28 protein-coding genes are annotated in these 24,926 nt (G+C 71.8%); 17 read left to right on the forward strand and 11 right to left on the reverse strand.

The window, feature by feature from the left end; genetic code table 11:
• Nucleotides 1-609 carry a hypothetical protein gene (locus VA596_RS20210; protein WP_323329376.1) on the forward strand — a complete coding sequence of 203 codons (609 nt, stop codon included), beginning with the start codon at nt 1-3 and terminating at the stop codon, nt 607-609.
• Here the strand turns inward: VA596_RS20210 and VA596_RS20215 are convergent.
• Nucleotides 606-1,082, reverse strand: coding sequence for a TspO/MBR family protein (locus VA596_RS20215; protein WP_323329377.1), 477 nt, complete (start codon nt 1,080-1,082; stop codon nt 606-608). The genes VA596_RS20210 and VA596_RS20215 overlap by 4 nt on opposite strands.
• 117 nt (nt 1,083-1,199) lie before the next feature.
• Here VA596_RS20215 and hemL point away from each other — a divergent pair, with 117 nt between their 5' ends.
• The 3 genes from hemL to VA596_RS20230 are packed head-to-tail and all read left to right on the forward strand — an operon-like array spanning nt 1,200 to nt 3,693.
• Nucleotides 1,200-2,501, forward strand: a complete 1,302-nt coding sequence (hemL, locus tag VA596_RS20220) for a glutamate-1-semialdehyde 2,1-aminomutase (protein ID WP_323329378.1) — start codon at nt 1,200-1,202, stop codon at nt 2,499-2,501.
• Nucleotides 2,498-3,124: a histidine phosphatase family protein gene (locus VA596_RS20225; RefSeq protein WP_323329379.1), complete on the forward strand. Its 627-nt coding sequence runs from the start codon at nt 2,498-2,500 to the stop codon at nt 3,122-3,124. The genes hemL and VA596_RS20225 overlap by 4 nt, the downstream gene beginning before the upstream one ends.
• A complete protein-coding gene (locus VA596_RS20230) occupies nt 3,121-3,693 on the forward strand; it encodes a TlpA family protein disulfide reductase (RefSeq protein ID WP_323329380.1) in 573 nt (190 codons plus the stop codon). The genes VA596_RS20225 and VA596_RS20230 overlap by 4 nt, the downstream gene beginning before the upstream one ends.
• On the opposite strand, the gene VA596_RS20235 is transcribed toward VA596_RS20230, so the two are convergent.
• A complete protein-coding gene (locus VA596_RS20235) occupies nt 3,662-4,216 on the reverse strand; it encodes a TetR/AcrR family transcriptional regulator C-terminal domain-containing protein (RefSeq protein ID WP_323329381.1) in 555 nt (184 codons plus the stop codon). The two genes, VA596_RS20230 and VA596_RS20235, sit on opposite strands and share 32 nt — an antisense overlap.
• A gap of 161 nt (nt 4,217-4,377) precedes the next feature.
• On the opposite strand from VA596_RS20235, the gene VA596_RS20240 reads away from it, so the two are divergent.
• The 4 genes from VA596_RS20240 to VA596_RS20255 all read left to right on the forward strand — a co-directional run bounded on the left by VA596_RS20240 (nt 4,378) and on the right by VA596_RS20255 (nt 9,153).
• Nucleotides 4,378-5,151 carry a cytochrome c biogenesis CcdA family protein gene (locus tag VA596_RS20240; protein WP_323329382.1) on the forward strand — a complete coding sequence of 258 codons (774 nt, stop codon included), beginning with the start codon at nt 4,378-4,380 and terminating at the stop codon, nt 5,149-5,151.
• Nucleotides 5,148-6,743 carry a cytochrome c biogenesis protein ResB gene (resB, locus tag VA596_RS20245; RefSeq protein WP_323329383.1) on the forward strand — a complete coding sequence of 532 codons (1,596 nt, stop codon included), beginning with the start codon at nt 5,148-5,150 and terminating at the stop codon, nt 6,741-6,743. The genes VA596_RS20240 and resB overlap by 4 nt, the downstream gene beginning before the upstream one ends.
• 3 nt (nt 6,744-6,746) lie before the next feature.
• On the forward strand, nt 6,747-7,715 hold the full coding sequence (gene ccsB / locus VA596_RS20250; RefSeq protein WP_323329384.1) for a c-type cytochrome biogenesis protein CcsB: 969 nt from the start codon (nt 6,747-6,749) through the stop codon (nt 7,713-7,715).
• 76 nt (nt 7,716-7,791) lie between these two features.
• A complete protein-coding gene (locus VA596_RS20255; RefSeq protein WP_323329385.1) occupies nt 7,792-9,153 on the forward strand; it encodes a MinD/ParA family ATP-binding protein in 1,362 nt (453 codons plus the stop codon).
• A gap of 89 nt (nt 9,154-9,242) precedes the next feature.
• On the opposite strand, the gene VA596_RS20260 is transcribed toward VA596_RS20255, so the two are convergent.
• Nucleotides 9,243-9,428 (reverse strand): hypothetical protein, encoded by a 186-nt coding sequence (locus VA596_RS20260; RefSeq protein WP_323329386.1) that lies wholly within the window; start codon nt 9,426-9,428, stop codon nt 9,243-9,245.
• Nucleotides 9,429-9,584: 156 nt separating this feature from the next.
• Nucleotides 9,585-9,797 carry a BldC family transcriptional regulator gene (locus VA596_RS20265; RefSeq protein ID WP_072474890.1) on the reverse strand — a complete coding sequence of 71 codons (213 nt, stop codon included), beginning with the start codon at nt 9,795-9,797 and terminating at the stop codon, nt 9,585-9,587.
• 281 nt (nt 9,798-10,078) lie between these two features.
• Here VA596_RS20265 and VA596_RS20270 point away from each other — a divergent pair, with 281 nt between their 5' ends.
• The 3 genes from VA596_RS20270 to cds1 are packed head-to-tail and all read left to right on the forward strand — an operon-like array spanning nt 10,079 to nt 11,918.
• The gene (locus VA596_RS20270; protein WP_323329387.1) at nt 10,079-10,552 is read left to right on the forward strand and encodes an Lrp/AsnC family transcriptional regulator; all 474 of its coding nucleotides are present in this window, start codon (nt 10,079-10,081) and stop codon (nt 10,550-10,552) included.
• Between the two features lie 11 nt (nt 10,553-10,563).
• The gene (locus tag VA596_RS20275) at nt 10,564-10,839 is read left to right on the forward strand and encodes a DUF4229 domain-containing protein (protein WP_323329388.1); all 276 of its coding nucleotides are present in this window, start codon (nt 10,564-10,566) and stop codon (nt 10,837-10,839) included.
• Entirely contained in the window at nt 10,836-11,918 is a 1,083-nt protein-coding gene (gene cds1, locus VA596_RS20280) for an L-cysteine desulfhydrase Cds1 (protein ID WP_323329389.1), read from the forward strand. Before VA596_RS20275 ends, cds1 begins: the two co-directional genes overlap by 4 nt.
• Here the strand turns inward: cds1 and VA596_RS20285 are convergent.
• The 4 genes from VA596_RS20285 to VA596_RS20300 are packed head-to-tail and all read right to left on the reverse strand — an operon-like array spanning nt 11,915 to nt 15,091.
• A complete protein-coding gene (locus VA596_RS20285) occupies nt 11,915-12,787 on the reverse strand; it encodes a 1,4-dihydroxy-2-naphthoate polyprenyltransferase (RefSeq protein WP_323329390.1) in 873 nt (290 codons plus the stop codon). The genes cds1 and VA596_RS20285 overlap by 4 nt on opposite strands.
• 50 nt (nt 12,788-12,837) lie before the next feature.
• Complete coding sequence (locus VA596_RS20290; RefSeq protein ID WP_323329391.1) at nt 12,838-12,981, reverse strand: hypothetical protein; 144 nt, start codon at nt 12,979-12,981, stop codon at nt 12,838-12,840.
• A 51-nt stretch (nt 12,982-13,032) separates the two neighbouring features.
• Nucleotides 13,033-14,166, reverse strand: coding sequence for an o-succinylbenzoate--CoA ligase (gene menE / locus VA596_RS20295; protein WP_323329732.1), 1,134 nt, complete (start codon nt 14,164-14,166; stop codon nt 13,033-13,035).
• A gap of 1 nt (nt 14,167) precedes the next feature.
• Nucleotides 14,168-15,091 carry a 1,4-dihydroxy-2-naphthoyl-CoA synthase gene (locus VA596_RS20300; RefSeq protein ID WP_323329392.1) on the reverse strand — a complete coding sequence of 308 codons (924 nt, stop codon included), beginning with the start codon at nt 15,089-15,091 and terminating at the stop codon, nt 14,168-14,170.
• A 51-nt stretch (nt 15,092-15,142) separates the two neighbouring features.
• On the opposite strand from VA596_RS20300, the gene menD reads away from it, so the two are divergent.
• The 3 genes from menD to VA596_RS20315 all read left to right on the forward strand — a co-directional run bounded on the left by menD (nt 15,143) and on the right by VA596_RS20315 (nt 19,633).
• Nucleotides 15,143-16,819 (forward strand): 2-succinyl-5-enolpyruvyl-6-hydroxy-3-cyclohexene-1-carboxylic-acid synthase, encoded by a 1,677-nt coding sequence (menD, locus tag VA596_RS20305; protein ID WP_323329393.1) that lies wholly within the window; start codon nt 15,143-15,145, stop codon nt 16,817-16,819.
• Between the two features lie 827 nt (nt 16,820-17,646).
• Nucleotides 17,647-19,164, forward strand: a complete 1,518-nt coding sequence (locus tag VA596_RS20310; RefSeq protein WP_323329394.1) for a M1 family metallopeptidase — start codon at nt 17,647-17,649, stop codon at nt 19,162-19,164.
• Between the two features lie 22 nt (nt 19,165-19,186).
• On the forward strand, nt 19,187-19,633 hold the full coding sequence (locus tag VA596_RS20315) for a DUF3592 domain-containing protein (RefSeq protein WP_323329395.1): 447 nt from the start codon (nt 19,187-19,189) through the stop codon (nt 19,631-19,633).
• Between the two features lie 412 nt (nt 19,634-20,045).
• Here the strand turns inward: VA596_RS20315 and VA596_RS20320 are convergent, their stop codons facing one another.
• Together VA596_RS20320 and VA596_RS20325 are read right to left on the reverse strand one after the other, a co-directional pair.
• Nucleotides 20,046-20,621, reverse strand: coding sequence for a GNAT family N-acetyltransferase (locus VA596_RS20320; protein ID WP_323329396.1), 576 nt, complete (start codon nt 20,619-20,621; stop codon nt 20,046-20,048).
• 32 nt (nt 20,622-20,653) lie between these two features.
• Complete coding sequence (locus VA596_RS20325; RefSeq protein ID WP_323329397.1) at nt 20,654-21,490, reverse strand: inositol monophosphatase family protein; 837 nt, start codon at nt 21,488-21,490, stop codon at nt 20,654-20,656.
• A gap of 176 nt (nt 21,491-21,666) precedes the next feature.
• Between VA596_RS20325 and VA596_RS20330 the strand changes: the two genes are divergently transcribed.
• Nucleotides 21,667-22,737, forward strand: coding sequence for a glycosyltransferase family 4 protein (locus tag VA596_RS20330; RefSeq protein WP_323329398.1), 1,071 nt, complete (start codon nt 21,667-21,669; stop codon nt 22,735-22,737).
• A 2-nt stretch (nt 22,738-22,739) separates the two neighbouring features.
• On the forward strand, nt 22,740-23,843 hold the full coding sequence (locus tag VA596_RS20335; protein ID WP_323329733.1) for a glycosyltransferase family 4 protein: 1,104 nt from the start codon (nt 22,740-22,742) through the stop codon (nt 23,841-23,843).
• Here the strand turns inward: VA596_RS20335 and VA596_RS20340 are convergent.
• Nucleotides 23,840-24,313: a MarR family winged helix-turn-helix transcriptional regulator gene (locus tag VA596_RS20340; protein ID WP_323329399.1), complete on the reverse strand. Its 474-nt coding sequence runs from the start codon at nt 24,311-24,313 to the stop codon at nt 23,840-23,842. The genes VA596_RS20335 and VA596_RS20340 overlap by 4 nt on opposite strands.
• Before the next feature lie 53 nt (nt 24,314-24,366).
• On the opposite strand from VA596_RS20340, the gene VA596_RS20345 reads away from it, so the two are divergent.
• Nucleotides 24,367-24,912, forward strand: a complete 546-nt coding sequence (locus VA596_RS20345; protein ID WP_323329400.1) for a DUF4386 domain-containing protein — start codon at nt 24,367-24,369, stop codon at nt 24,910-24,912.
• The last annotated feature ends 14 nt before the right edge of the window (nt 24,913-24,926 follow it).

The raw sequence follows: 24,926 nt of genomic DNA on the forward strand, positions 1-24,926 counted from the left end.
ATGTCTTCGTCCACGACGACCCCGCCGCCCGTCCCCGGGGACGAGCCGACGGCGGTGCTCCCGGCCGTCGAGCCGACGGCGGAGCAGATCGTCGCCAGCCCGGCGGTCGAGGGCGACCTGAACGCCGAGATGCGCCGCGCGGCCAAGCCGTTCTCCCGCGCCACGATGGTGCTGGCCGGGCTGGTCGTGCTCGCGGCCGTGTTCGCCGGCGGCGCCTGGACGCACGCCGCGTTCGGCTCGTCGTCGGGTTCGTCGGGCACGCCGTCCGGGCGCCAGGGCGGCGGCGGCTTCGGCGGTACGCAGGCGGGCGGCACCCAAGGCGGCACTCAGGGCGGCACCGGCACCGGGCAGCAGGGTGGCGGCTTCCGCGGGGCCGGCGGGCGCGGCACCACCGGCACGGTCGACCGCGTCGACGGCACCACGGTCTACGTGAAGACCGCGCAGGGCCAGGACGTCAAGGTGTCCACATCGGACTCGACGACGGTCGGCGTGACCCAGCCGGGCAAGCTCGGCGACCTCAAGCCGGGCGCGACCGTGACGATCCAGGGCCAGGCCGGCGACAACGGGACGGTCGCCGCGCAGGCCATCACCCAGCAGGCCGGGCGCTAGTTCAGCACGATGATGGCGGTGTTGAGCGCGGTCGCGAAGAGGATCCAGGCCAGGTAGGGCACCTGTAGCGCGGCCGCGAGCTTCGACCGGCGGGCGAACAGGACGATCGTCACGACCACGACGACGTCCAGCAGCACGATGTCGAGCAGGGCGAGCACGGCCGCGGCGCCCTCGAAGAACAGCGGGGGCCAGAGCAGGTTGGCCAGCAGGCCGATGCCGTACGCGGCGAACCCGCGGTTCTCGCCGTCGGTGCGCCAGTAGAACCAGCCGGACACCGCGATCGTGACGTACAGCACCGTCCACACCGGACCGAACAGGGACACCGGTGGTGCCCACGCCGGCAGGTCGAAGCGCTCGTAGATCTCCTTCGACGACGTCGCGGCCAGTGCACCGACCGCCGCGACCACGGCGACGACGCCGAGGAAGCCGGCCAGCACCAGCCACGGGTTGCGCTGTGACACACGTTCGGTCACCGGTTGTTCCCCTCCCGGGCGGCGTCCGGCCATCTTAGGGCGGTGACGCCCGCGCGCACCTCGAGTCGCAGGTGATGGGGTCGGCGGCCCGGCGCCCGGGTTTGCGAGACTGGAGGGGTGAGCACTGGAACCGAGCAGTCCAAGGCATGGTTCGACCGCGCGAAGGCGGCCATCCCGGGCGGGGTGAACTCGCCGGTCCGGGCGTTCAACTCGGTCGGCGGCACCCCGCGGTTCATGGTCCGCGGCGAGGGCCCGCACCTGTGGGACGCCGACGGGAACCGCTACGTCGACCTGGTGTCGTCCTGGGGGCCGATGATCCTGGGGCACGCGCACCCGCTGGTCGTCGAGGCGGCCCGCGAAGCGGCGACGTCCGGGCTGTCGTTCGGCACGCCGACGATCGGCGAGGTCGAGCTGGCCGAGGAGATCATCGGCCGGGTCGAGCCCGTCGAGCAGGTGCGGCTGGTCAACTCGGGCACCGAGGCCACGATGAGCGCGATCCGGCTGGCCCGCGGGTTCACCGGCCGCTCGAAGATCATCAAGTTCGCCGGGTGTTACCACGGCCACGTCGACGCGCTGCTCGCCCAGGCGGGCTCCGGCGTCGCGACGCTCGGGCTGCCGACGTCGCCCGGCGTCACCGGTGCCCAGGCCGCGGACACGATCGTGCTGCCCTACAACGACCTCGACGCCGTCCGGCAGTCCTTTGTGGACAACCCGGACACGGTCGCCGCGGTGATCACCGAGGCCGCGGCGGGCAACATGGGCGCCGTCGCGCCGGACGAGGGCTTCAACGCGGCCCTGCTGGAGATCGCCCACGAGCACGGCGCGCTGCTGGTCATGGACGAGGTGATGACCGGCTTCCGCGTCTCGCGCGCGGGCTGGTTCGGCCTGGAAGGCGTGGCCGGCGACCTCTACACGTTCGGCAAGGTGATGTCCGGCGGGCTGCCGGCGGCGGCGTTCGGCGGCCGCGCCGACATCATGGCCAAGCTCGCCCCGGGCGGCCCGGTCTACCAGGCCGGGACGCTGTCCGGGAACCCCGTCGCGGTGGCCGCGGGCCTCGCGACGCTGCGCGCGGCCGACCAGAGCGTCTACGCGGCGCTCGACGCCAACGCCAAGCGCCTCGGCAACCTCTTCCGCCTCGCGCTGAGCGAAGCCGGCGTCGCGAACAGCGTCCAGTACGCGGGCAACCTGGTCAGCGTGTTCTTCGGCGAGGCGCCGGTCCGCGACTACGCGGGCGCGCAGGCGTCCGAGACCTGGCGCTTCCCGCCGTTCTTCCACGCCCTGCTCGACGGCGGCGTGTACGCGCCCCCGAGCGCGTACGAGGCCTGGTTCGTGAACGCGGCCATGGACGACGAAGCGTTCTCGGTGATCGAAGCGGCGCTGCCCGCGGCGGCGCGCGCGGCAGCGGAGGCGGTCAAGTGACCACGGTCGTCCACATGCTTCGCCACGGCGAAGTCCACAACCCCGAGAAGATCCTCTACGGCCGGCTCCCCGGCTACCGGCTCTCCGAGCGCGGGCAGCGTCAGGCGCTGACGGTCGCCGAGGCCGTCGCGGGCCACGACCTCGTGCACGTCGTCGCGTCGCCGCTGCAGCGGGCGCAGGAGACGGCGGCGCCGATCGCGGCCGCGCACCGCCTCGACATCGCGACCGACGCGGAGCTGATCGAGGCCGGCAACCAGTTCGAGGGCCTGCACGTCGCGGTCGGCGACGGCGCGCTGCGGGAGCCGAAGCACTGGTCGAAGCTGGTCAACCCGTTCAAGCCGTCGTGGGGCGAGCCGTACCTGGAGATCGCGCACCGGATGCTCGGCGCGGTCCACCGCGCGCGGGAGGCGGCCGAGGGCCACGAAGCGTTGTGCGTCTCGCACCAGCTGCCGATCTGGACGCTCCGGCGGTTCCTCGAGGGCAAGAAGCTGTGGCACGACCCGCGGCGCCGCCAGTGCTCGCTGGCCTCCCTGACCAGCCTGGTCTTCGACGGCGACGAGCTGCGCGAGATCGTCTACAGCGAGCCCGCGGGGTCGACCGACCCGAAGGTGACCGGGGCATGAAACGGCTCGTCGTCGCGCTGGCCGCGCTGGGCCTGATCGCGGGGTGCAGCGCGGGCAAGGACGCGGTGGTCCAGGGGAGCAGCTTCAGCTTCGTCTCCCCGGGCGGCAAGGTCGACATCAGCTACGACGTCGCCCAGCGCCAGACCGCACCGGTCCTCTCCGGCGACGACCTGATGAACGAGGGCAAGCAGCTGTCGCTGGCGGACTTCCCCGGCAAGGTCGTCGTGCTGAACCTGTGGGGCCAGTGGTGCGGCCCGTGCCGCACGGAGGCGCCCGAGATGGAGAGCCTGGCCAAGCAGGCCCCGGGGGTGCAGGTCGTCGGCATCGACGTCCGCGACCCGGCCCGCGACGTGGCGCAGGACTTCGTCCGCGACCGCAAGCTCACGTACCCGTCGATCTACGACCCGGACGGCCGGGTCCTGCTCAAGCTGAGCGGCTACCCGCGCAACATCATCCCGTCGACGATCGTGCTGGACAAACAGCACCGCGTGGCGGCGGTCTTCCTGCGCCAGGTGCTGGCCCAGGACCTGCTCCCGGTCACCCAGCGCCTGACGGCGGAGCAGGCCTGACCCGGGCCGCCAGGCCGTCGAGGACCACTTCCAGGCCCGTCGCGAAGGCCTCGTCCCGCTCCGCGCGGGGCACGGCCGAGCGGCGGGCCTGTTCTTCGACCGTGAAGCCGTTCACGTAGCTCGTGACGACGTCCGCACAGGCCTCGGTCTCCGGGATTCCCTCGTTGTCGAGCGTCCTGAGCAGGTGGCCCAGGAACTCCGTCGCCGCCGGTCCGGGTTTGCTCATCGTGGCGATCAGGCGGGCGCCGTCCGGGTGGGCGAGCATCGTGTCGCGGTGGGCGTTCGCGAACGCCGTCACGCGGTCCCGCCAGGTCCCGGACGTGCGCAGCCGCCGGGTCGCCACCGCGAGCATGTGCTCGGCGATCGCGTCCAGCAGCGCCTGCTTGTTCGCGTAGTGCCAATAGAGCGCGCCGACGCGCACGCCGAGGCGGCCGGCGAGCCTGCGCGTGGTCAGCTCGTCCAGCCCGGTCTCGTCGAGCAGCTCGATCGCGGCGTCCAGTACCACCGCCTGGTTGAGTGCCATCACAGACCAGTGCACCACGCCTGTCGGGCCCGAGCGGTGTTCAAGCACGCGAAAGCACCAACGGGCCACGAGCGGGACCAAGGTCCTGAACTGCTGTGAGTTAGGTCCTGTGAACCGGCCCCGGAGTTCTCACCGGGACCTCACTGCCTACCCTCAATCCCGTGAACTCCGTTACCGAGCTGGCGATCTCCGGACCGCTGCTGCTCGCCGCGGGCGTCGCGCTGCTGGCCGGAACGATCTCCTTCGCCTCGCCGTGCGTGGTGCCGCTGGTGCCGGGGTACCTCGCGTACCTCGCCGCGCTCGTCGGCGCGGACGCCCCCGCGGTCAAGGCCGACGAGGAGCGCAAGCAGGGCCGCTGGGCCGTCATGGGCGCCGCGCTGCTGTTCGTGCTCGGGTTCACCGTCGTGTTCGTCGCCACCCTGGGCACCCTGGTCTGGCTGGCCGACACGCTCACCCTCAACCAGGACCTGCTGCAGCGCATCGGCGGCGTCCTGACCATCGCGATGGCGCTGGTGTTCCTCGGCTGGATCCCCGGCCTGCAGCGCGAGTTCCGTTCGCACCGCGTGCCCGGCGGCGGCGTCTGGGGCGCCCCGCTGCTCGGCGCGGTCTTCGGCCTCGGCTGGACCCCCTGCATCGGCCCGACGCTCTCGGCCGTCACGACGCTGGCCAGCGCGACCGGCGGCGCCGAGGCCCGCGGGTACCTGCTGATCGCCGTCTACTGCCTCGGCCTCGGGCTGCCGTTCCTGCTCATCGCGCTCGGCGCCCGCTGGGCCGTGCGCGCCACCGACTGGCTGCGCCGCCACGGCCGCCAGGTCCAGGTCTTCGGCGGCGCGCTGCTGATGATCGTCGGCATCCTGCTGGTCACCGGCGTCTGGGGAGATCTGATGGGCTGGCTCCGCAACGAACTGGCCGGCGACCTGAGGCTGCCGCTGTGACGACGATCGAAGCGCCGCCCGCGGCACCGAAGGGGCCCACGCCCGCCAAGCGCACCTTCGCCTTCGTGCGCAACACCTGGCGCGGCCTGACGTCGATGCGCACCGCGCTCGTCCTGCTCTTCCTGCTGGCCTTGGCGGCCCTGCCGGGCGCGCTCCTGCCGCAGCGGAAGCTGAACGCGCCCAAGGTCGACGCGTACATCAGCGCCCACGGCTGGTGGGGCACCCTGCTCGACAAGCTCGAGTTCTACGACGTCTACTCCAGCATCTGGTTCTCGGCGATCTACCTGCTGCTGATGATCTCGCTGGTCGGCTGCCTCACCCCGCGCAGCTTCGAGTACGTCAAGGCGATGCGGGCCAAGCCGGTGCTGACCCCGCGCAACCTGGCGCGGATGCCGCACTACCGGCTCGGCCGCGGCAAGCAGGACGTCTCGGCCGAGATCGCCGCCGTCCACAAGCAGCTGTCCGGCTGGCGCCGCGTGGAGCGCGAAGAGGCCGACGGCGTCCGCACGATCTCCGCCGAACGCGGGTTCCTGCGCGAGACCGGCAACCTGATCTTCCACTTCAGCATGCTGGGCCTGATCGTCTTCTTCGCGCTGGGCAAGCTGTACGGCTACGAAGGCCAGGTCATCGTCCAGGCCGACGGCAGCACGTTCTGCAACTCCGGCATCTACAACTACGACTCCTTCAACGCGGGCCTGCGCGTCGACGGCACCGACCTCGACCCGTTCTGCGTGAAGATCAACGACTTCACCGTGCGCTACACCGACGCCGGCGAGCCGGAGTACTACCACTCGAACATCGAGTACCAGTCCGGCGCGGACCTCGACACGAACACCTGGCGCCCGTACGGCCTCGAGGTCAACTCGCCGCTGCGCACCGTCGGCGACCGCGTCTACCTGCTCGGCCAGGGCTACTCGCCGAAGTTCACGGTGACCTTCCCCGACGGCACCCAGCGCACCCAGAACACGCAGTGGCGCACGGTCGACCCGACCACGATGCTCGCCGAAGGCGCGACGAAGTTCGACCAGCCCGGCGTCACCGACGAGGTGCAGCGGCGGACGCGCCAGCTGGCCATCACCGGCCTCTTCGCGCCGACGTCGTTCGTGCACGGCGGCGTCCTGACGTCGTCGGCGCCGCAGCTGACCGACCCCGCCGTCGCCGTCGACATCATGCGCGGCGACCTCGGCCTCGACTCCGGGCGCGGCCAGTCGGTGTTCGAGATCGACCAGTCGCTGGTCGACGACGGGCGGCTGAAGAAGGTCGCCCGCGAGAACATGAAGGTCGGCCAGGAGATCAAGCTCGACGACGGCACGAAGGTCCGCTTCGACGGCGTCGGCCACTGGGTCTCGCTGCAGGTCTCCCACGACCCGACGCAGGGTTTCGTGCTCGGCTTCGCCATCTCGATGTTCCTCGGCCTCGGCGCGTCCTTGCTGGTCAAGCGCCGCCGGCTGTGGGTCCGGGTGAAGCCGGGCACCGACGACGAGCCGAGTACGGTGATCGAGGTCGCCGGGCTGGCCCGCACCGACCAGGCCGGGTACGGCGAAGAGTTCCACCGGATCAGCGAACGCCTGATAAGTGGTCAGAAGGGCTGAGGCATGCCGATCAACGAGACGCTGTCGCGGTACAGCGACTGGCTGTACACCACCGCCGCGGCGATCTACGTCATCGCGCTGATGATGACGCTGATCGAGCAGGGCTTCGGCGCCAAGGGCCGGCTCGCCACCGAGCGGGCCAAGCTGCGGGCGCGGGAGCTCGTCGGCGCCGGCGGGCCGCCGATCGAGGATGTCCAGGCCGCGCAGCGCGAGGTCGGGCGTCCCGAGCGGATCGGCCGGATGGGCGCGTCGCTGCTGGTGCTCGGCGCGCTGCTGCAGCTGTCGGCGATCGTGCTGCGCGGGCTCGCCGTGCACCGCGCGCCGTGGGGCAACATGTACGAGTACGGCATGGCGGTCACCTTCATCACGGTGGTGACCTGGCTGATCGTGATGTGGAAGTTCCCGGTCCGGCACCTCACCGGCTTCCTGCTGCTGCCCGTCGTGATCCTGATGTTCATCAACGGCACCCTGCTGTACACCATCGCCGCGCCGGTGCAGCCCGCGCTGCAGTCGTACTGGCTGGTCATCCACGTCTCGGCGGCCATCATCGGCTCCGGCGTCTTCCTGGTCCCCGGTGTCGCGAGCGTGCTGTACCTGTTCCGCGCGGCCTACGAGAAGGACCAGACCAAGTTCGCCCGGTTCGCCTCGAAGCTGCCCGCGGCCGACGTCCTCGACCGGATCGCCTACCGGACGACGATCTTCGCCTTCCCGGTCTTCACCTTCGGCGTGCTCTGCGGCGCCGTCTGGGCCGAGTCGGCCTGGGGCCGGTTCTGGGGCTGGGACCCCAAGGAGACGGTCGCGTTCATCGCCTGGGTCGTCTACGCGGCCTACCTGCACTCACGCGCGACGGCCGGCTGGCGCGGCGCGCGGGCGGCGGCGATCAACATCGTCGGGTTCGCCGCGATCATCTTCAACCTGTTCTTCGTGAACCTCGTCACGGCGGGCTTGCACTCCTACGCCGGGGTGGGCTGAGCATCCCGCGGGTACGCCGACTACCGTCGTCATCAGGGGGAACGATGTCGGGCGGAGTGCGCGGAGGTTTACACCGGTGACCGGACCCAGCGAAGAATCGGCTCCAGGCCACTCCGAGCAGGGCGAACAGCAGGCCGAGCCGAAGCCGAGCCTGTTCGCCGACGACCGGACGGACTCGCATCCGCACCCGGAGACGTCGGGCGCGTTCGACGTGCAGCCCACGCAGGCCGTCGCGCCGCCGCCGAACCCGGCCGTGTCGGGCCCGCACCAGGTGCCCAACCCGAGCGTGTCCGGTCCGCACCAGGTGCCGAACCCGGCCGTGTCGGGGCCGCACCAGGTGCCGCAGGGCTACGGCTACGACCAGAACCTCCCGCCGCTGCAGCCGCAACAGCAGCAGCAGTACCAGGCGCAGGCCCAGTACCCCCAGCAGCCGCAGCAGCAGCCCTCCGGCCTGCCGCAGCCGCAGGGCGGCCGGCACGCCGCGCCGCAGCAGCCGGGCGGCCACGGCCACGACCTGTCGACGGCGCACCTGGTCAAGCAGGTCAAGCGGCCGCCGCAGTCGGGCTGGCGCAAGGCCGTCTACGTCGGCAGCGGGAAGCTCATCAACCCGGGGGAGAGCCCGGCCGACACCCAGCGCCGCGACCTCATCGCGCGGGTCAACCAGCCGCTGCGCGGGTGCTACAAGATCGCGATGCTGTCGCTGAAGGGCGGCGTCGGCAAGACCACGGTGACCACGACGCTGGGCGCGACGTTCGCCTCGCTGCGCGGTGACCGCGTGGTGGCCGTGGACGCCAACCCGGACCGCGGCACGCTCTCGCAGAAGATCCCGCTGGAGACCACGGCGACCGTCCGGCACCTGCTGCGCGACGCGGCCCGCATCACGCGCTACAGCGACGTGCGGTCCTACACGTCCCAGGGGGCCAGCCGCCTGGAAATCCTCGCCAGCGAGCAGGATCCGGCCGTTTCCGAGGCCTTCTCCGAGGACGACTACCGCCGCACGGTCAACCTGCTGGAGCACTTCTACAACATCGTGCTCACCGACTGCGGGACCGGCCTGATGCACTCGGCGATGAAGGGCGTCCTGGACGTCGCGGACGCGCTGGTGGTCGTCTCGTCCGGCTCGGTCGACGGCGCCCGCAGCGCCTCGGCCACGCTCGACTGGCTCGAGGCCCACGGCTACGGCGAGCTGGTGAAGCGCTCGGTCGCGGTGATCAACTCGGTCCGTCCCAAGGGCGGTTCGGTCGACCTCGACAAGCTGTCGGCGCACTTCGGCGCCAAGGTCCGCGCGGTCTGCCAGGTCCCGTTCGACCCGCACCTCGAAGAGGGCGCCGAGATCGAGCTGGACCGCCTGAGCGGCGACACCCGCCTGGCCCTGCTGGACCTGGCGGCCACGGTCGCCGACGGCTTCGCGACCCCGCTCTCCCAGCAGTACCGCTGACCCGCTGAGCGCTCTGGTCGTGAGTGTTCAGAAGGGTTAGAACCCTACTGAACACTCACGACGGGGGGTGCGGGAACGTAAAGGGCGGCCTAAAGGTCTTCGTCCCGGCGTTTGCGTTGCTGTTCGGCCAGCTGGCGCAGGAAGTCGGGGTCGTCGTCCGGCGCGATCGGGGCGCGCCGTGGGGTCGACGGCACTCCGATCCGCTGGCCGGCGAACGACCGCCACAGGAGCAGGGCGACGACCAGCGCGCCGACCGCCGCGAGCAGAGCGAGCATGCCGGATCCTTCCGTGTGGCTTGCCAGTCCCACGAGGTTAGCCGCTTCGGCGGGGTTTGGGCCCGAACCGGTGCCGCGGCGTGACGCCGGGAACAACGAGGGGCCGCGTGGGCGGGGTGGTTTCCCCTACCGACACGGCCCCGACGTTCGGATGGTTCAGGCCTTGCGAGCCGGTTCGCTCGCGTCCGTGGTCAGCTCGGCCAGGAGCTCGTTCACCTCGGACTCACGGAACCGCCGGTGCCCGCCCGGGGTCCGGATCGAGCCGATGCGACCTGCCGTCGCCCACCGGGTGACCGTCTTCGGGTCCACCCGGAACAGAGCTGCAACCTCGCCTGGGGTGAGCAGTCGTCCGCCCATCGTCGCGGTCATTTTCCGCCTCCTTAACGACCTCACTGCTATACCGGAGGCGTCCGGGCCCTTTTGGCCCGTTCCGCCGGGGTAGCCAACACGGCAATCGTTGCACTTCACCCGTCAGGTACTCGAACGGTTGTCCAAGAGTAAAGAGCCCTTAAAGGTCAAAACGGACAGGTTGCTTACGCTGTGCAACTATCAGATCCGGTCACCTGAAGTGCGCAGACGACCCTTCCCTTGTCCAGTGGGTGTGGGGCGTGGTGCCAATGGGGGATTGTCCAACCGCATAGAGTGATGGCGTGGATCAGTTGGACCGGAAGATCATCGCGGCGTTGCGTATCAACGGACGAGCCACCTATGCCGATCTGGGGCGGGCCGTCGGGCTGTCCGCGTCGTCGGTACACGAACGCGTCGGCAAGCTGGAGGCCGCCGGCGTGATCACCGGGTACCACGCGGTGGTCGACCCGAGCTCGGTCGGCCTCGGCGTCACCGCCCTCGTCGGCATCCATCCGACGGACACGGCGACGGACGAGGACGTCGCCGACGCGTTGGGCGAGCTCGACGAGGTCGAGAGCTGCTACGCGGTCGCGGGTGACGAAGCCTTCGTCGTCAAGGTGCGCGTGCCGACCGTCGACGAGCTGGAGCGGACCCTCGGCCGGCTCCGGCGCATCCCCGGCGTCGGGCGGACGAACACCACCGTCGTGCTCTCGACCCGCTTCGAGGGGCGCCCGAACAACGCGGGCGTGCACAAAGACCGGCCGGGCGGGGCGTAACCTGCGTCGATGTGAGCACCAACCTGCCCCGTGACCTGACGCTGTACCTGCTGGCCCGGTTCGTGCTGGTCGGCGCGATCGCCTGGGCGCTTTCGCTGACCGGTGTGCCGCTGCTGGTCGCGCTGCTCATCGGGCTGGTCGTCGGCCTGCCGCTGGGCCTGCTGCTGTTCCGCCCGCTCAACGCCCGCGTCACGGCCGGCCTGGCCAAGCGCAACGAGAAGCGCGCGCGGGCCCGGGCCCAGCTGCGCGCGCAGCTGCGCGGCGACTCCGCCGGCCAGCCGGAATGAGCCGCCTGCACAGCCGCAGCTGGGTGCGCGAGGCCGTCCGGATCATCGAGGCCGACGCCAACCGCAGCGCCGACACCCACCTGCACGTCTTCCCGCTGCCCCCGGAGTGGGGCATCGACCTGTACCTCAAGGACGAGTCCGTCCACCCGACCGGCTCGCTGAAGCACCGGCTCGCCCGGTCGCTGTTCCTCTACGGGCTCGTCAACGGCCAGATCGGGCCGGACACCGTGCTCGTCGAGGCCTCCAGCGGCTCCACCGCGGTCTCCGAGGCGTACTTCGCCCGCATGCTCGGCCTGCGCTTCATCACCGTGGTCCCGCGGCGCACGAGCAAGGAGAAGATCGCGCTCATCGAGTTCTACGGCGGTGAGTGCCACTACGTCGACCAGGCGCCGGCGATGTACCCCGAGGCGGAGCGGCTCGCGGCCGAGTGCGGCGGCCACTACCTCGACCAGTTCACCTACGCCGAGCGCGCGACGGACTGGCGGGGCAACAACAACATCGCCGAGTCCGTGTTCGCGCAGATGCGCTCCGAGCGGCACCCGGTGCCGTCCTGGATCGTCGTCGGCGCGGGCACCGGCGGCACGAGCGCGACGTTCGGCCGGTACGTGCGCTACAAGCGGCACACGACCAAGGTCTGCGTGGTCGACCCGGAGAACTCGTCGTTCTTCGGCGCCTGGGAAACCGGTGCGCTCGACTACGCGACCGGCATGCCGTCGCGGATCGAGGGCATCGGGCGGCCGCGCTGCGAGCCGTCGTTCGTACCCGGCGTGATCGACGAGATGTTCCGGATCCCCGACGCCGGCTCCCTGGCCGCGATCCGGCTGCTGCGCGAGCGCACCGGCCACTGGGCGGGCGGCTCGACGGGAACCAACCTCTACGGCGCGTTCCGGCTGATCTCCCGCATGGTCGAGGACGGCCAGGCGGGCAGCGTCGTCACGCTCCTGTGCGACGGCGGCGAGCGCTACGCGCACACCTACTACGACGACGAGTGGGTCGCCCAGCAAGGTCTGGACCTCGCGCCGCACACGGCGTTGTTCGAGGAGTTCCTGGCGACCGGGAAGTTCGCCCCGGACGCCTAGAGGTTCAGGCCGACGGCGGCCAGCACGGCCCACGCGAGCATCGCGAGACCGGTGTCCCGCAACGCGGGGATCAGCTCGCGTCCGGTCTTCCCGCCGTGGACGGCCCCGATCGCGGGAAGGAGCAGGCCGATGGTCAGCACTGCCAGCCCGGCCGGCCAGTGGCCGGTGGCCGCCAGGACCACGCTGAGCACGTACGGCACCACGATCAGTGCCAGATAGAGGTTCCTGGTGCCGCGGTCGCCGAGGCGCGTGGCGAGCGTGCGCTTGCCGGACTCGACGTCGGTCGGGATGTCACGCAGGTTGTTGGCGGTCAGGACCGCCGTCGAGAAGCAGCCGACGGCGACCGCGCACGCCAGCGCGGCCCAGCTGACCCGGCCCGCCTGGACGTAGACCGTGCCCAGCACGCCGGCCAGGCCGAAGAAGACGAATACCGCGATCTCGCCGAAACCGTAGTAGCCGTAGGGCTTCTTGCCGCCGGTGTAGAACCAGGCGCCGAGGATGCAGACGCCGCCCATGGCCAGCAGCCACCAGTACCCGGTGAGCGCGACGAGCAGCAGGCCGAGCACCCCGGCCAAGCCCAGCGCGATGAGTGCCGCCGTCAGCACGGCCTTCGGGGCGGCGACGCCGGACCCGACCAGCCGCAGCGGGCCGACGCGGTGCTCGTCGGTGCCGCGGATGCCGTCGGAGTAGTCGTTGGCGTAGTTGACGCCGACGATCAGCGAGAGCGAGACCAGCAGCGCCAGCACCGAACGCCACCAGGAGAACGCGTCCAGCGCGATCGCCGCGCCGACGCCCGCCACCACCGGGGCCACCGCGTTCGGCAACGTCCGCGGCCGCGCGCCCTCGATCCACTCGCTCACACTCGCCATGGACGTCATTCAACGCCATGACGATCACGGCCGAGCGGGAGCCCGGAAGGTCAGTTCGTGGTGGGCAGCTGCCAGGTGAGCTGGCCGCTGTTGGGGTCCGAAGAAGGACCGTCGGCCAGGGCCGCACCCGCGGGGAGGAGGACACCCAGTGCGACGGCGGTGCTGATCAGGGCGGTGCGGAGCCAGCGCGTCATGGTGAGTAGCCAAGCGGGTGCACCCCGTGCATGTCAACGAAGTGCCGCCGATCAGCCCTGCGAACCCGGCCGGAACCGGGCCTTCACCGCGGCCCGGTCGATCTTGCCCGGGCCGCGAAGGGGCAGCTCAGCGGCGTACTCCACGCGCTTCGGCGTCGACGCGGCGCCCAGCTCGGCCCGCACCGCGGCCCGCAGTTCGTCCGGTTCACGAGGTTCGCCGTCGGGGACCACGAGCGCCACCACGGCCTCGCCCCACTCCGCGTCCGGCAGCCCGACGACGCACGCGTCGCGCACCCCGGGTTGCGCGGCCAGGCAGCGCTCGATCGCGTTCGCGGACACCTTCACGCCGCCGGTGTTGATCATGTCGTCGGCCCGGCCGAGCACCTCGATCCGGCCGTCGGCGTGACGAACCCCACGGTCGGACGTCGTGAACCAGCCGGCTTCGAACGACTCGGCGGTCAGGTCCGGCCGGAGCCGGTAGCCGTGCGCGAGGACGTCACCCGCGATCCGGACGCGCTCCCCCTCGACGTCGACGCGGACCCCGTCCAGGGGGAAGCCGTCGTAGACGCAGCCGCTGGCCGTCTCGCTCATGCCGTACGCGGGCACGATCCGCACCCCGGCTTCGGCGGCGCGCTCGCGCAGGGCGGCCGACGTCGCGGCCGCGCCGACCACGATCCCGTCGAACGTCTTCGCCGCGGCCAGCCCCGCGCCGCCGTCGTCGAGCAGGCGGACCAGCTGCGTCGGCACCAGCGCCGTGTACCGCGGGCCGCCGTTCAACGCCGAGGCCGCGGCGGCGAAGTCGTCCGGCCGGAAGCCGTGGCCGGTCAGGTAGGCCGGTGTGGTGCCCGCCAGCAGCGACCGGACCAGCACCTGCAGCCCGCCGATGTAGTGCGCCGGCGTCGCCAGCAGCCACTGCCCCGGCCCGCCGAGGCGGACGTGGGTCGCCTCGGCGGACGCGACCAGCGCGCGCGCCGACAGCAGCACGCCCTTGGGCGCGCCGGTCGACCCCGACGTGGCGATGACCACGGCGGTGTCCGGCTCGGCGGGCTCGCCGGGCGCCATCGCGTCCCGTAGCGCGGGGTCGGTGAACGGCAGCACGGCCGGGCCGCCGCCCAGCGCGTCCGCGACGGCCGCCTTCAGCGTGTCGAGCGCCTCGGGGGAGCCGTCGAGGGGGAGAGGCCGCAGCTCAGTAGTAATAGGGGACGTCCTCGAAGTCGGGGTCGCGCTTCTGCAGGAACGCGTCACGGCCTTCGACGGCCTCGTCCTGCATGTACGCCAGCCGGGTGGTCTCGCCGGCGAACAGCTGCTGGCCGACCAGGCCGTCATCGGTGAGGTTGAACGCGTACTTCAGCATCCGCTGGGCCGTCGGCGACTTGGCGGCGATCGTCCACGCCCAGTCCAGAGCCTCTTTTTCGAGGTCGGCGTGCGGCACGACGGCGTTCACGGCGCCCATCCGGTGCATCTGCTCGGCGGAGTACTCCCGGCCGAGGAAGAAGATCTCGCGGGCGAACTTCTGGCCGACCATCTTCGCCAGGTAGGCCGAGCCGTACCCGCCGTCGAACGAGCCGACGTCGGCATCGGTCTGCTTGAACTTCGCGTGCTCGGCCGAGGCGAGCGTGAGATCGCACACGACGTGGAGGGAGTGCCCGCCGCCCGCGGCCCAGCCCGGCACGACCGCGATGACCGGTTTCGGCAGGAACCGGATCAGCCGCTGGACCTCGAGGATGTGCAGCCGGCCGGCCCGCGCGGGGTCCACCGTGTCGGAGGTCTCGCCGCTCGCGTACTGATACCCGGAGCGTCCGCGAATACGCTGGTCACCACCGGAGCAGAACGCCCACCCGCCGTCCTTGGGCGACGGGCCGTTCCCGGTGAGCAGGACACAGCCGACGTCGGAGCTCATCCGGGCGTGGTCGAGGGCCCGGTAGAGCTCGTCGACGGTGTGCGGGCGGAAGGCGTTGCGGACCTCCGGGCGGTCGAACGCGATGCGGACCACGCGTTTGCCACCGCGGTTCTCAGCGGAACGGTGGTAGGTGATGTCGGTGAAGGCGAAACCTTCGACCTCGGTCCACGCGGCCGGGTCGAACAGCTCGGAAACTCGGGCGTCATCCACGTTTGGGAGAATAGGACCTGTGGACACTTCTCATCTCGACGGAGCCTGCCGGTGAACCCTTCCACCGCGCAGGCCAGGGTGATCGTCGACGAACTCGTCCGCAACACCGTCTCCCACGTCGTCCTCTGCCCGGGCTCCCGCAACGCGCCGCTGTCGATCGCGCTCTATGACGCCGCGGCGGCCGGGAAGCTGCAGCTCCACGTCCGGATCGACGAGCGCGGCGCCGGTTTCCTCGCGCTCGGCATCGCCGCGCGCACCGGCCGCCCGGTGGCCGTGCTCTGCACGTCCGGCACCGCGGCCGCGAACTTCCACCCGGCCGTGCTGGAGGCCGACCGGGCCGGCGTCCCGCTGATCGTGCTGACCGCCGACCGGCCGCCCGAGCTGCGCGCGGCGGGTGCGTCGCAGGTCATCGACCAGCACCGGCTCTTCGGCAACGCCATCCGCTACTTCGACGAGCTGGCCGTGGCCGAGCGGCGGGCCGGGCAGAACTCGTACTGGCGCAGCCAGATCTGCCGGGCGTGGAACGCGGCCTACGGCGAGTGGCGCTGCGGGCCGGTGCACCTGAACATCCCGTTCCGCGAGCCGCTCGTGCCCGACCTGGACGACGACGGCGAATGGTACGAATCGCTCGAAGGCCGTCCCGACGGTGAGCGCTGGACCGAGCTGCCGGACTTCGGCGCGCTGCCGTCGTTCGTGGTGCCTTCGGCGCGCCACGGCCTGGTCATCGCGTGCGACACCGGCGTGCAGGCGGCCAGTGAGTGGGCCGAGCAGCACGGCTGGCCGGTGATTTCGGAGACCGGCGGCATCGGGCTGTCCGGCGGCACGGCCATCTCGTCCGGCGCGTGGCTGCTGGGCGTCGAGGACTTCATCACGCGGCACAAACCGGAGCAGGTGCTCTGCCTGGGCCGTCCGACGGTGTTCCGGCAGATCCAGAAGGTGCTCTCGGACGCCTCGGTCGAGGTGCTGCTGGTCCGGCCGGACTCGGACTGGCCGGCGCCCGCGCACAACGTCCGCCAGGTCGGGCAGTGGTTCGACGAGCCGACCAAGCCCGCCGACCCGGAGTGGCTGGCGAGTTGGCGCCGCGCCGACGCGGCGGCGTCCGCGGCGGTCACGTCGGTGCTGGACGCGGAGCCGTGGCCGTCGGGCCTGCGCCTGGCGTCGGAACTGGTGGACGCCCTGCCCCCGGACTCGCTACTGGTGGTGGGCTCGTCGAACCCGACCCGCGACGTCGCCCTGGCCGGCCGCCTGCGCCCGGACGTCCTGGTCCACCGCAACCGCGGCGTGGCGGGCATCGACGGCACGGTCTCGACGGCGATAGGCGCGGCCCACGTCCACCGCGGCCCGTCGTACGCGCTGCTGGGCGATTTGACGTTCCTGCACGACGCGTCCGGCCTGCTGACGGGCCCGGCCGAGCAGCGCCCGGACCTGACGATCGTGGTGTGCAACGACGACGGCGGCGGCATATTTTCGCTGCTGGAGCAGGGAGCACCAGAGCATTCGGCGAGTTTCGAGCGCGTCTTCGGCACCCCGCACGGCGCCGACTTGGGCGCGCTGTGCGCGGGGTACCGGGTTCCGCACGTGGTGGCGGAGACGCTGACGGAGTTCCAGGCAGCGTTGCGGCCGGCGCCGGGCCTGCGGGTGGTGGAGGTCAGGGTGGATCGGTCGCGGCACCGCGACCTGCACGCACGGTTGCGTGCTGCGGTTTCGGCGGCGGTCTCCGCCGTCTGACGCTTCGAGCGCTGGGGGCGCGAGTGGCCCTTTCGCGCGGTTGGGGGCGCGAGCGGCCCGTTCGCGTCGTGGTGCGGGCGCACGAGTGGCCCGTTCGCGCCGCGATGGCGGTGAGTGGCCCTTTCGCGCCGCGGTGGCGGTGAGTGGCCCGTTCGTGCTGTTCGGCGCGAGTGGCCCGTTCGCGCCGCGGTGGTGGCGAGTGGCCCTTCGGTGCCGTTTTCGGCGCGAGTGGCCCGTTCGTGCGGGCGTGCGAGTGGTCCGTTGGTGCCCCTGTGGGGTGCGAGTGGCCCTCTCGCGTCGCGGTGAGGCGGGTGGCCCGTTCGTTCCGTGGAGGCGGTGAGTGGCCCGTTCGTGCTGTTTGGGGCGCGAGCGGCCCGTTCGTGCCGTGGTGCGGGCGCACGAGTGGCCCGTTCGCGCCGCAACGGCGCCAACGGCCCCTTGGTGTCGTTTTCGGTGCGGGTGGCCCATTCGTGCGGTCGCGCGAGTGGCCCGTTGGTGCCCTGTGGGAGCGAGCGGCCCGTTCGTGCCGTGGTAACGCGAGTGGACCCTTCGCGCTGTTCAGGGTGCGAGTGGCCCGTTCGCGCCCTCGCGTCCTGGCGCGCGAGTGGTCGGTTGGTGACGTTTTCGGCGCGTTCGGCCCGCCGGCGCCACGCCACGCCGGACACGAACGGCCCGCTCGCGACCTTCGCGCACCCGAACAGCCTCATTCGGTCAACCGCTTTCCGGGTGTGATCTCAGCAGGCAAGATCCTCCCTTCGGCTGTTCCTGGGTGCTTCCTGGCTGGCTACGTTCGAGCGCGCTGATCCTCACCCGTTGGAGGGATTCGAATGCGTGCAAGAACTCGCACCGGCCTCGGTGTGCTCGCGGCCGGGGTTGCCTCGGTGCTGCTCGCCGGTACCGCCAGTGCGGCCCCGACACCCGGCGCGCCGGGCGTCGGTGACTCGTACTACCCGAACGCCGGCAACGGCGGGACGGACGTGCTGCACTACGACATCCGCCTGACCTACCAGCCCGCGACCGACGTGCTGTCCGGCACGACGACCCTGCTGCTCACCGCGACCCAGGACCTGTCGCGGTTCGACCTCGACTTCGCCCTGAAGGCGTCGAGCGTGCTGGTGAACAACCGCCCGGCCCAGTTCGCGAACCAGAACGGCAACGGCGAGCTCGTCGTCACGCCGGCGCAGCCGCTGCTCAAGGGCCAGACCGCCACGGTCGTCGTCGCCTACTCGGACACGCCGTCCACGGAGAAGGTCGACGGGCTCAACGCGTGGAAGAAGGGCTCCTTCGGCGCGCTGGGCGTCGACGAACCGCAGAGCTCCGCGTGGTGGTTCCCGGCCAACGACCACCCGACGGACAAGGCGACCTACGACGTCTCCATCGAAGCCCCGGATGACAACGTTGCCGTCACCAACGGCACGCTCGTCCGCACCACGAAGCAGCGCGCCGGCTGGACCCGCTGGCAGTGGCGCAGCACGAAGCCGCAGGCCACGTACCTGACGTCGTTCATCGTCGGCAAGTACGAGCTCAACCAGGCGACCACGCCGGACGGCAAGCCGTTCATCTCGGCGTACGGCAGCGACCTCGGCGACTCGCTCTACGCGGCGAAGGCCAGCGTCGAGCGGACGCCGGAGATCGACGCGTTCCTGGCGACGAAGTTCGGCCCATACCCGTTCGAGGCCGAGGGTGGCGTCGTCACCAGCGGCATCGGCTTCTCGCTGGAGAACCAGACCCGGCCGACGTACGGCGCGCGCAACTTCGCGGCGGGCTCCAACACGACGCTGATCGCGCACGAGAACGCCCACCAGTGGTTCGGCGACAACGTCTCGCTCGGCCGCTGGAGCGACATCTGGCTGAACGAGGGCTTCGCGTCCTACGCCGAGTGGCTGTGGTCGGAGCACGAGGGCGAGGGCACGGTCGCCGAGCTGGCGCAGTACACCTACGACTCGAACCCGGCCGACGGTGACCTGTGGAAGCTCGTCCCGGCCGACCCGGGCGCGGACAACCAGTTCGACAACGCCGTCTACGACCGCGGCGCGCTGACGCTGCAGGCGCTGCGCACGGCCGTCGGTGACGAGGCGTTCTTCAAGATCCTGCAGGCGTGGCAGGTCCAGAAGGGCGGGTCGAACGGCCGGATCCAGGAGTTCATCGCGCTGGCCGAGAAGGTCTCCGGCAAGCCGCTGTACGACCTGTTCCAGACGTGGCTGTACACGGCGGGCAAGCCGGCGGTGGGCCCGAACGGCGCTTCGCCCGCGGCGTTCACGGCGCGTGCCGCCTCGGTGAAGCCGCAGTCGTTCGACCAGATCCAGGCCAACCACCGGAATCTCGCCGCGGAGCACAAGCACTGAGCAGTACCGCTACGCTCGCGGCGTGAGCACGAGAGGTGAGCGGGCGAGGCGCGTCGGGTGGTGGATAACCCTCGCCGTCGCCTCGCTCCTCACCGTGATGTGCGTGTGCCTGCTGTTCGCGGCGATCCGCAACGACCGCTCGATCTCCGGGCAGCTCGGCACCGCGACGGCCACGGTGGACTCGGTGGCCTTCGACCGCACGATCATCCACTTCGAGACGCCGGACGGCATCGTCCACAGCCCGGCCAACGGAGTCCTCTACCCGGACGGCCTGGCCGCAGGCCAGCTGGTCCGCATCGAGTACGACGCAACGGACCCGGAACTGGCCCGGGTAGCAGGCCGCTCGGCGACGCTGACGCTGTTGCCGCTGGGCAGTTTCGTGTTCTTCACGTGGCTGGTGGCGGGCCCGCTGCTGTGGTGGATCCGACGGCTGAACAAGCGAGCGGTCGCGGAGCCGGCCGCGGCCTGACCAGCCATTTCGCTTTCGAGTGAGGTCGCACGCCTGCTGTCCTGCGCCTTCGCCTCGGTCGACGCGGGATGTCGGTTTCGCAGCGTTGGTTCCGCCTGATGGCGCCGACTGTGGTGAGGATGCGGTGGCCCTCCGGTCGAGCACGGGGACCTGCTGATCGAAAGTGTTCTTGACAGCGCCCTGACCAGACAAGAGTCCCCCACCACACCCAGGGGGGCGTGCCCAGTCCCAGTTTATCGGCGCTGCCCCGGAAAAACGGTGGCGCGGCAAATCTGTGGATAGCTGCACCCGATGTGGATAACTCGATGCACAGGGTGCCTGCCCGCAGATGGCTGTGGAACCGGGTCGAATCGTTCAACAATCTCTGATGCGGCGCCGCAGGCCAAGACCAAGGCCAAGACCTGCCTACCGCTCAACCCAGCTCCCGCAGCCACCGCGTCCGCGTGATCTCGTACTCGACCTCGCCCTGTTCGGCCCCCGGAAGCACCTCCGCATAGTCCTCCGCCGAGATGAACGACCGCGCAAACGTCAACCCCACCGAAGCCATCGTTGCGCGAGATGGCGTGTTCACCGCCATCGTCTGGGCGAAGATCCGTTCCAACCCCAGGTCCGCGAACCCGTACCGCAGCAGCTCGCGAGAACCCTCACTCGCGTACCCCTGACGCCAGTGCCGGCGCAACAGCCGATACCCCAGCTCGGCCTCGCCCTCGACGAACGGCTGGTCCGGTCCTTGCGGCGGCCGCAGGATCCACCAGCCGACGAAGCCACCGGAGGCGGAGCCAGAGCCAGAGGCGAAGCCCATCCAGAAGCCGAACCCGGGCGCGACAGCCATCCGGCGGCGGTGCGCGGCCTCGACCTCGGCCCGCGTGGAAGCCCGGCCCGTCAGGTACCGCATCACTTCCGGGTCCGAGTCCAGCTCGTACTCCAGCTCTCGGTGCTCGTCGGCCAGGGGTACGAGCGTCAGGCGCTCGGTGTGGAGCGTGGGCATGCCTCGATCCTCACAGCGGGCGCAACTCGGTTTCAGCCCGCGTGGGCCGTCTCCTGCCACCAGCCCAGGACCTCGTCCGCCACTCCCGGGGCCGCCACCAGCAGGCCGTCCGTCGGGAGGGCCGTGTCCTCGCCGTGCTTGTCCAGGACCACCGCGCCCGCCTCGATGGCCATCGCCACCGAGCCCGCGACGTCCCATTCGTGGTAGCTGTGCAGGACCGCCGCCGCCGCGTGGCCCAACGCCACCTGCGCGATCGACAGCGCCGCCGAGCCCAGGACCCGGACGCCCGCGTGGGCCGCCGCCGCTCGCTCGATGAAGCCGCCCATGCCCGGCCACGGGCCCTTGCGGGCCAGCTCCGTGCAGACGATCGCGCCCGCCGTGACGCAGCGGTCCGTCAGGCGCACCGGTTTGCCGTTCGCGCGGGCCCCTCGTCCGCGCGCCGCGGCGTAGATCTGGGCCCGGTACGGGTCCGCCACCACCCCGACCACCGGCCCGGCCGCGTCGACCAGCGCCAGGCTGTACGCGCACCACGGCACCCCCGCCACGTAGTTCGCCGTGCCGTCCACCGAGTCGACGACCCAGCGGTACTCCGCGACGTCGGCGCCGTGGTCCGCGCCGAACTCGTGGCCCACCACCGGGATGCCCGGGAACTCGGCGGTCAGCACGCGCCGCGTGTGCCGCTCGAGGATCCGGTCGGTGTCGGTGACCCAGTCGAACGGGGAGTCCAGTGTGGACGGGTGGGCGCCGCGGCCGGCGGTCGCGGTGATCACGTCGGTCGCGTCGTTGGCCAGGCGCCCGGCCACTTCGAGGGCCCTCGACAGCAGGCCGGGCTCCACGGGCCGCGGCGGCCTGGAGGACAAGAGGGTCATGCCTGCTTAGTCTGGGCCCCGCTGGTTTCCGGGACACGACCTTGAGATGACATGTCGTAGCTGATCTGTTCCGGCAGCGTTGGCCGCGGTGTCACGCGGTCGCCAGGATCGGGTGCGATGGTCGGTTGGTGCGAGTCGCGATAGTCACCGAAAGTTTCCTGCCCCAGGTGAACGGCGTGACCAACTCCGTCCTGCGGGTCGTCGAGCACCTCCGGGAACGCCGTCACGACGTGCTGATCATCGCGCCCGGCCCCGGCCCGGACTCCTACCGCGGCGCCCCGGTGATCCGGATCCCCGCCCTCGACTTCCCCGGCGTCAACTCGCTGCCGATCGGCGTGCCGACGCGCACGGTGCTGACGGCGCTGGCCGCGTTCGGGCCGGACGTCGTGCACCTCGCGTCGCCGTTCGTGGTCGGCGCGCGCGGCCTCGCCGCCGCGAGACGGCTGCGGGTGCCCTCGATCGCCGTCTACCAGACCGACATCGCCGGGTTCGCCTCCGCGTACGGCTTCGGCCTCGCCGCCCGCGCCGCCTGGCGCTGGGTGCGGCGGCTGCACTCGCGCGCCGACCGGACGCTGGCGCCATCCACCGACTCCGTCGAGCAGCTGCGGCTGCACGGCGTGCCGCGCGTGCACCGCTGGGCGCGGGGCGTCGACATCGACCGCTTCTCCCCGGCGCACGCCGACGCCGCGCTGCGGGCCGAGCTGGCGCCCAACGGCGAGCTGCTGGTCGGGTTCGTCGGCCGGCTGGCACCCGAGAAGGAGGTCGACCGGCTGGCCGCGCTGGCCGGCGTCCCCGGCATCCGCGTGGTCGTCGTCGGCGACGGGCCCGAACTGCCCGCGCTGAAGGAGCAGCTCCCGGACGCGGCGTTCCTCGGCGCGAAGTACGGCGAAGAGCTCTCCGCCGCGTACGCGAGCTTCGACGTCTTCGTGCACACCGGCCCGCACGAGACGTTCTGCCAGGCGGTGCAGGAGGCGATGGCGTCCGGCCTGCCGGTGCTCGCGCCCGACGCCGGCGGCCCGAAGGACCTGGTCCTGCCCGGCCGCACCGGCTACCTGCTGCCCGCGGACCGCGAGCTGTTCGCGCCGGCGCTGCTGGAGAAGATCGACGCCCTGCGCGACGCCGCGCTGCGGGCGCGCCTCGGCGAGAAGGCGCGCAAGGTCGTGCTCGGGCGGACCTGGCCCGCCGTGTGCCACGAGCTCGTGGGGCACTACGAAGCGGTGCAGGGCCGAGTCGCGCGCGCGGCTTGAGCATGCACATCGTCCAGCTCGCGAACTTCTACGGGCCACGCTCGGGCGGGCTGCGCACGGCGCTGCACCACCTCGGCGCCGGGTACGTCGCGAGCGGGCACGAGGTGACGCTGGTGGTGCCCGGCACCCGCTACGCCGACGAGGTCCTGCCCACCGGCGTCCGCCGGTTCTCCCTGCCGGCGCCGAAGATCCCGGGCACCGGCGGCTACCGCGCCGTCGACCCGCACCGCGTCCGCTCGGTGCTGCGCCAGCTCGAACCGGACCGCCTCGAGGTGTCCGACCGGCTGACGCTGCGGGGGATGGGCGGCTGGGCGCGGCGCCACGGCGTCCCCAGCACGGTGATCTCCCACGAGCGCCTCGACCGGCTGCTGGAGCAGTTCCTGCTGCCCGAAGTCGTCGCGCGCCGCGTCGCCGACGTCGCCAACCGCCGGATGGCCGCGAGCTACGACACGGTCGTCTGCACGACGGCCTTCGCGCGGGCGGAGTTCGACCGGATCGCCGCGCCGAACGTCCGGCGGGTGCCCCTGGGCGTCGACCTGGCGACGTTCCGGCCCGCCATGCGCGACGACGGCTGGCGCGCCGGCCTCGCCGGGGGAGCGGACGCCCTGCTCGTCCACTGTGGACGGCTGTCGCCGGAGAAGCACGTGGAGCGCAGCGTGGACACCGTCGCCGAGCTGACGGAGGCGGGCGCGCGGGTGCGGCTGGTCGTCGCCGGGGACGGCCCGCGACGCCGCGCCCTGGAACGCCGGGCGCGCGGCCTGCCGGTGACGTTCCTGGGGTTCCTGTCCGGCCGCGGTGACGTCGCGCGGCTGCTGGCCAGCGCGGACGTCTCCCTCGCGCCGGGCCCGCACGAGACGTTCGGCCTGGCCGCGCTGGAAGCCCTGGCGTCCGGGACGCCGGTGGTGGTCTCGGCGTCGTCGGCGCTGCGGGAGATCGTCCGGCCGGGCTGCGGCGCGGCGGTCGACGACCACGCGCCCGCGTTCGCCTCGGCCGTCACGAACCTGCTGGACAGCCCGGAGGACCTGCGCCGCGCGGCGGCCCGGGCGCGGGCCGAGGAGTTCACCTGGCCGGCCGCGGTGGCCGGGATGCTGGCCACCTTCCGCTAGGACAGGCGACCGCGCGCGTAGCCGGGGTGGACGCCCGGGGTGAGCCCCTGGTCCTCGGCGATCCTGCTCAGCAGGCCGTGCAGGACGTCGCGTTCGTCGTCGGTCAGCACCGCCGTCATCGTCCGCTCGTGCGCCGCGCCGGCCTGCGCGACGCGGCCCATCAGCGCCTGGCCGTCCTCGCTCAGCTCGACCGCGTAGAGCCGCCGGTCCTCGGCGTTGCGGCGCCGCTCGATCAGGCCGCGCTTCTCCAGCCCGTCGACCAGCGGGACCAGCCGGGTCGCCGGGGTGCCGAGCTGCTTGGCGAGGGTCTGCTGGCTCTGGCCCGGCCGCATCGCGACGAGCCGCAGCAGCCCGACCTGCGCCGGGGTCAGGTCCAGTTCCGCGATGCGTTCGGTGAACCGCTGGGCCGCGTGCGCGCCGACCTGTGCGAGCAGGAACGCGCTGCCCAGCCGCGGTCTCTTCGCTTCCATGGCCGGAACGATAGTCGTTGACAATTCATTACACCAGTGTAATCGTTGACGGCATGAAACGAATTGCGATCACCGCTTACGGCCTGTTCACCGTCGCCGGGGGCGTCCTCGGCGCCACCGGCACCCGCCCGGACTCGTCCGCGGCCGACGTCGCCGCCTACGACGCGAGCCACCACGGCCTGATCCAGCTGCTGGCGCTGGCCGTCTTCGGGGCCGGGTTGTCGCTCGCGGTCTGGACCGCGGCCGCGAGACCGCCGCGGCTGGGCTTCGCTGGTGGTCTCCTCGCTTCGGGGAGCCTCCTGCTGAGCGGCCTCGCGACCTGGACGGCCGCGCAGGACACCGCGTTCGCCCGGCCCTTCACGTCGCTGGCGTTCGCGGCGGGCGCGTTCGGCTTCGCGGTGCCGCTCGCGCTGCTCGTCGCCGCCGTGGCGCGGACGACACCACGCTGGCTGGCGATCACCGGCTACGTGATCGCCGCGCTGGCCGCGCTTTCGGTGTTCGGGATGCTGACGTCCGTGCTCTACCCGCTGATCCCGGTCGGCCGCTTCGGCGGCCTGATCTGGCTGGTGCTCGTGAGCTTCCGCAAGCGCGCCGACTAGCCCGGACCCCGCCC

Source organism: Amycolatopsis heterodermiae (assembly GCF_034929455.1).
Lineage (GTDB): Bacteria > Actinomycetota > Actinomycetes > Mycobacteriales > Pseudonocardiaceae > Amycolatopsis > Amycolatopsis heterodermiae.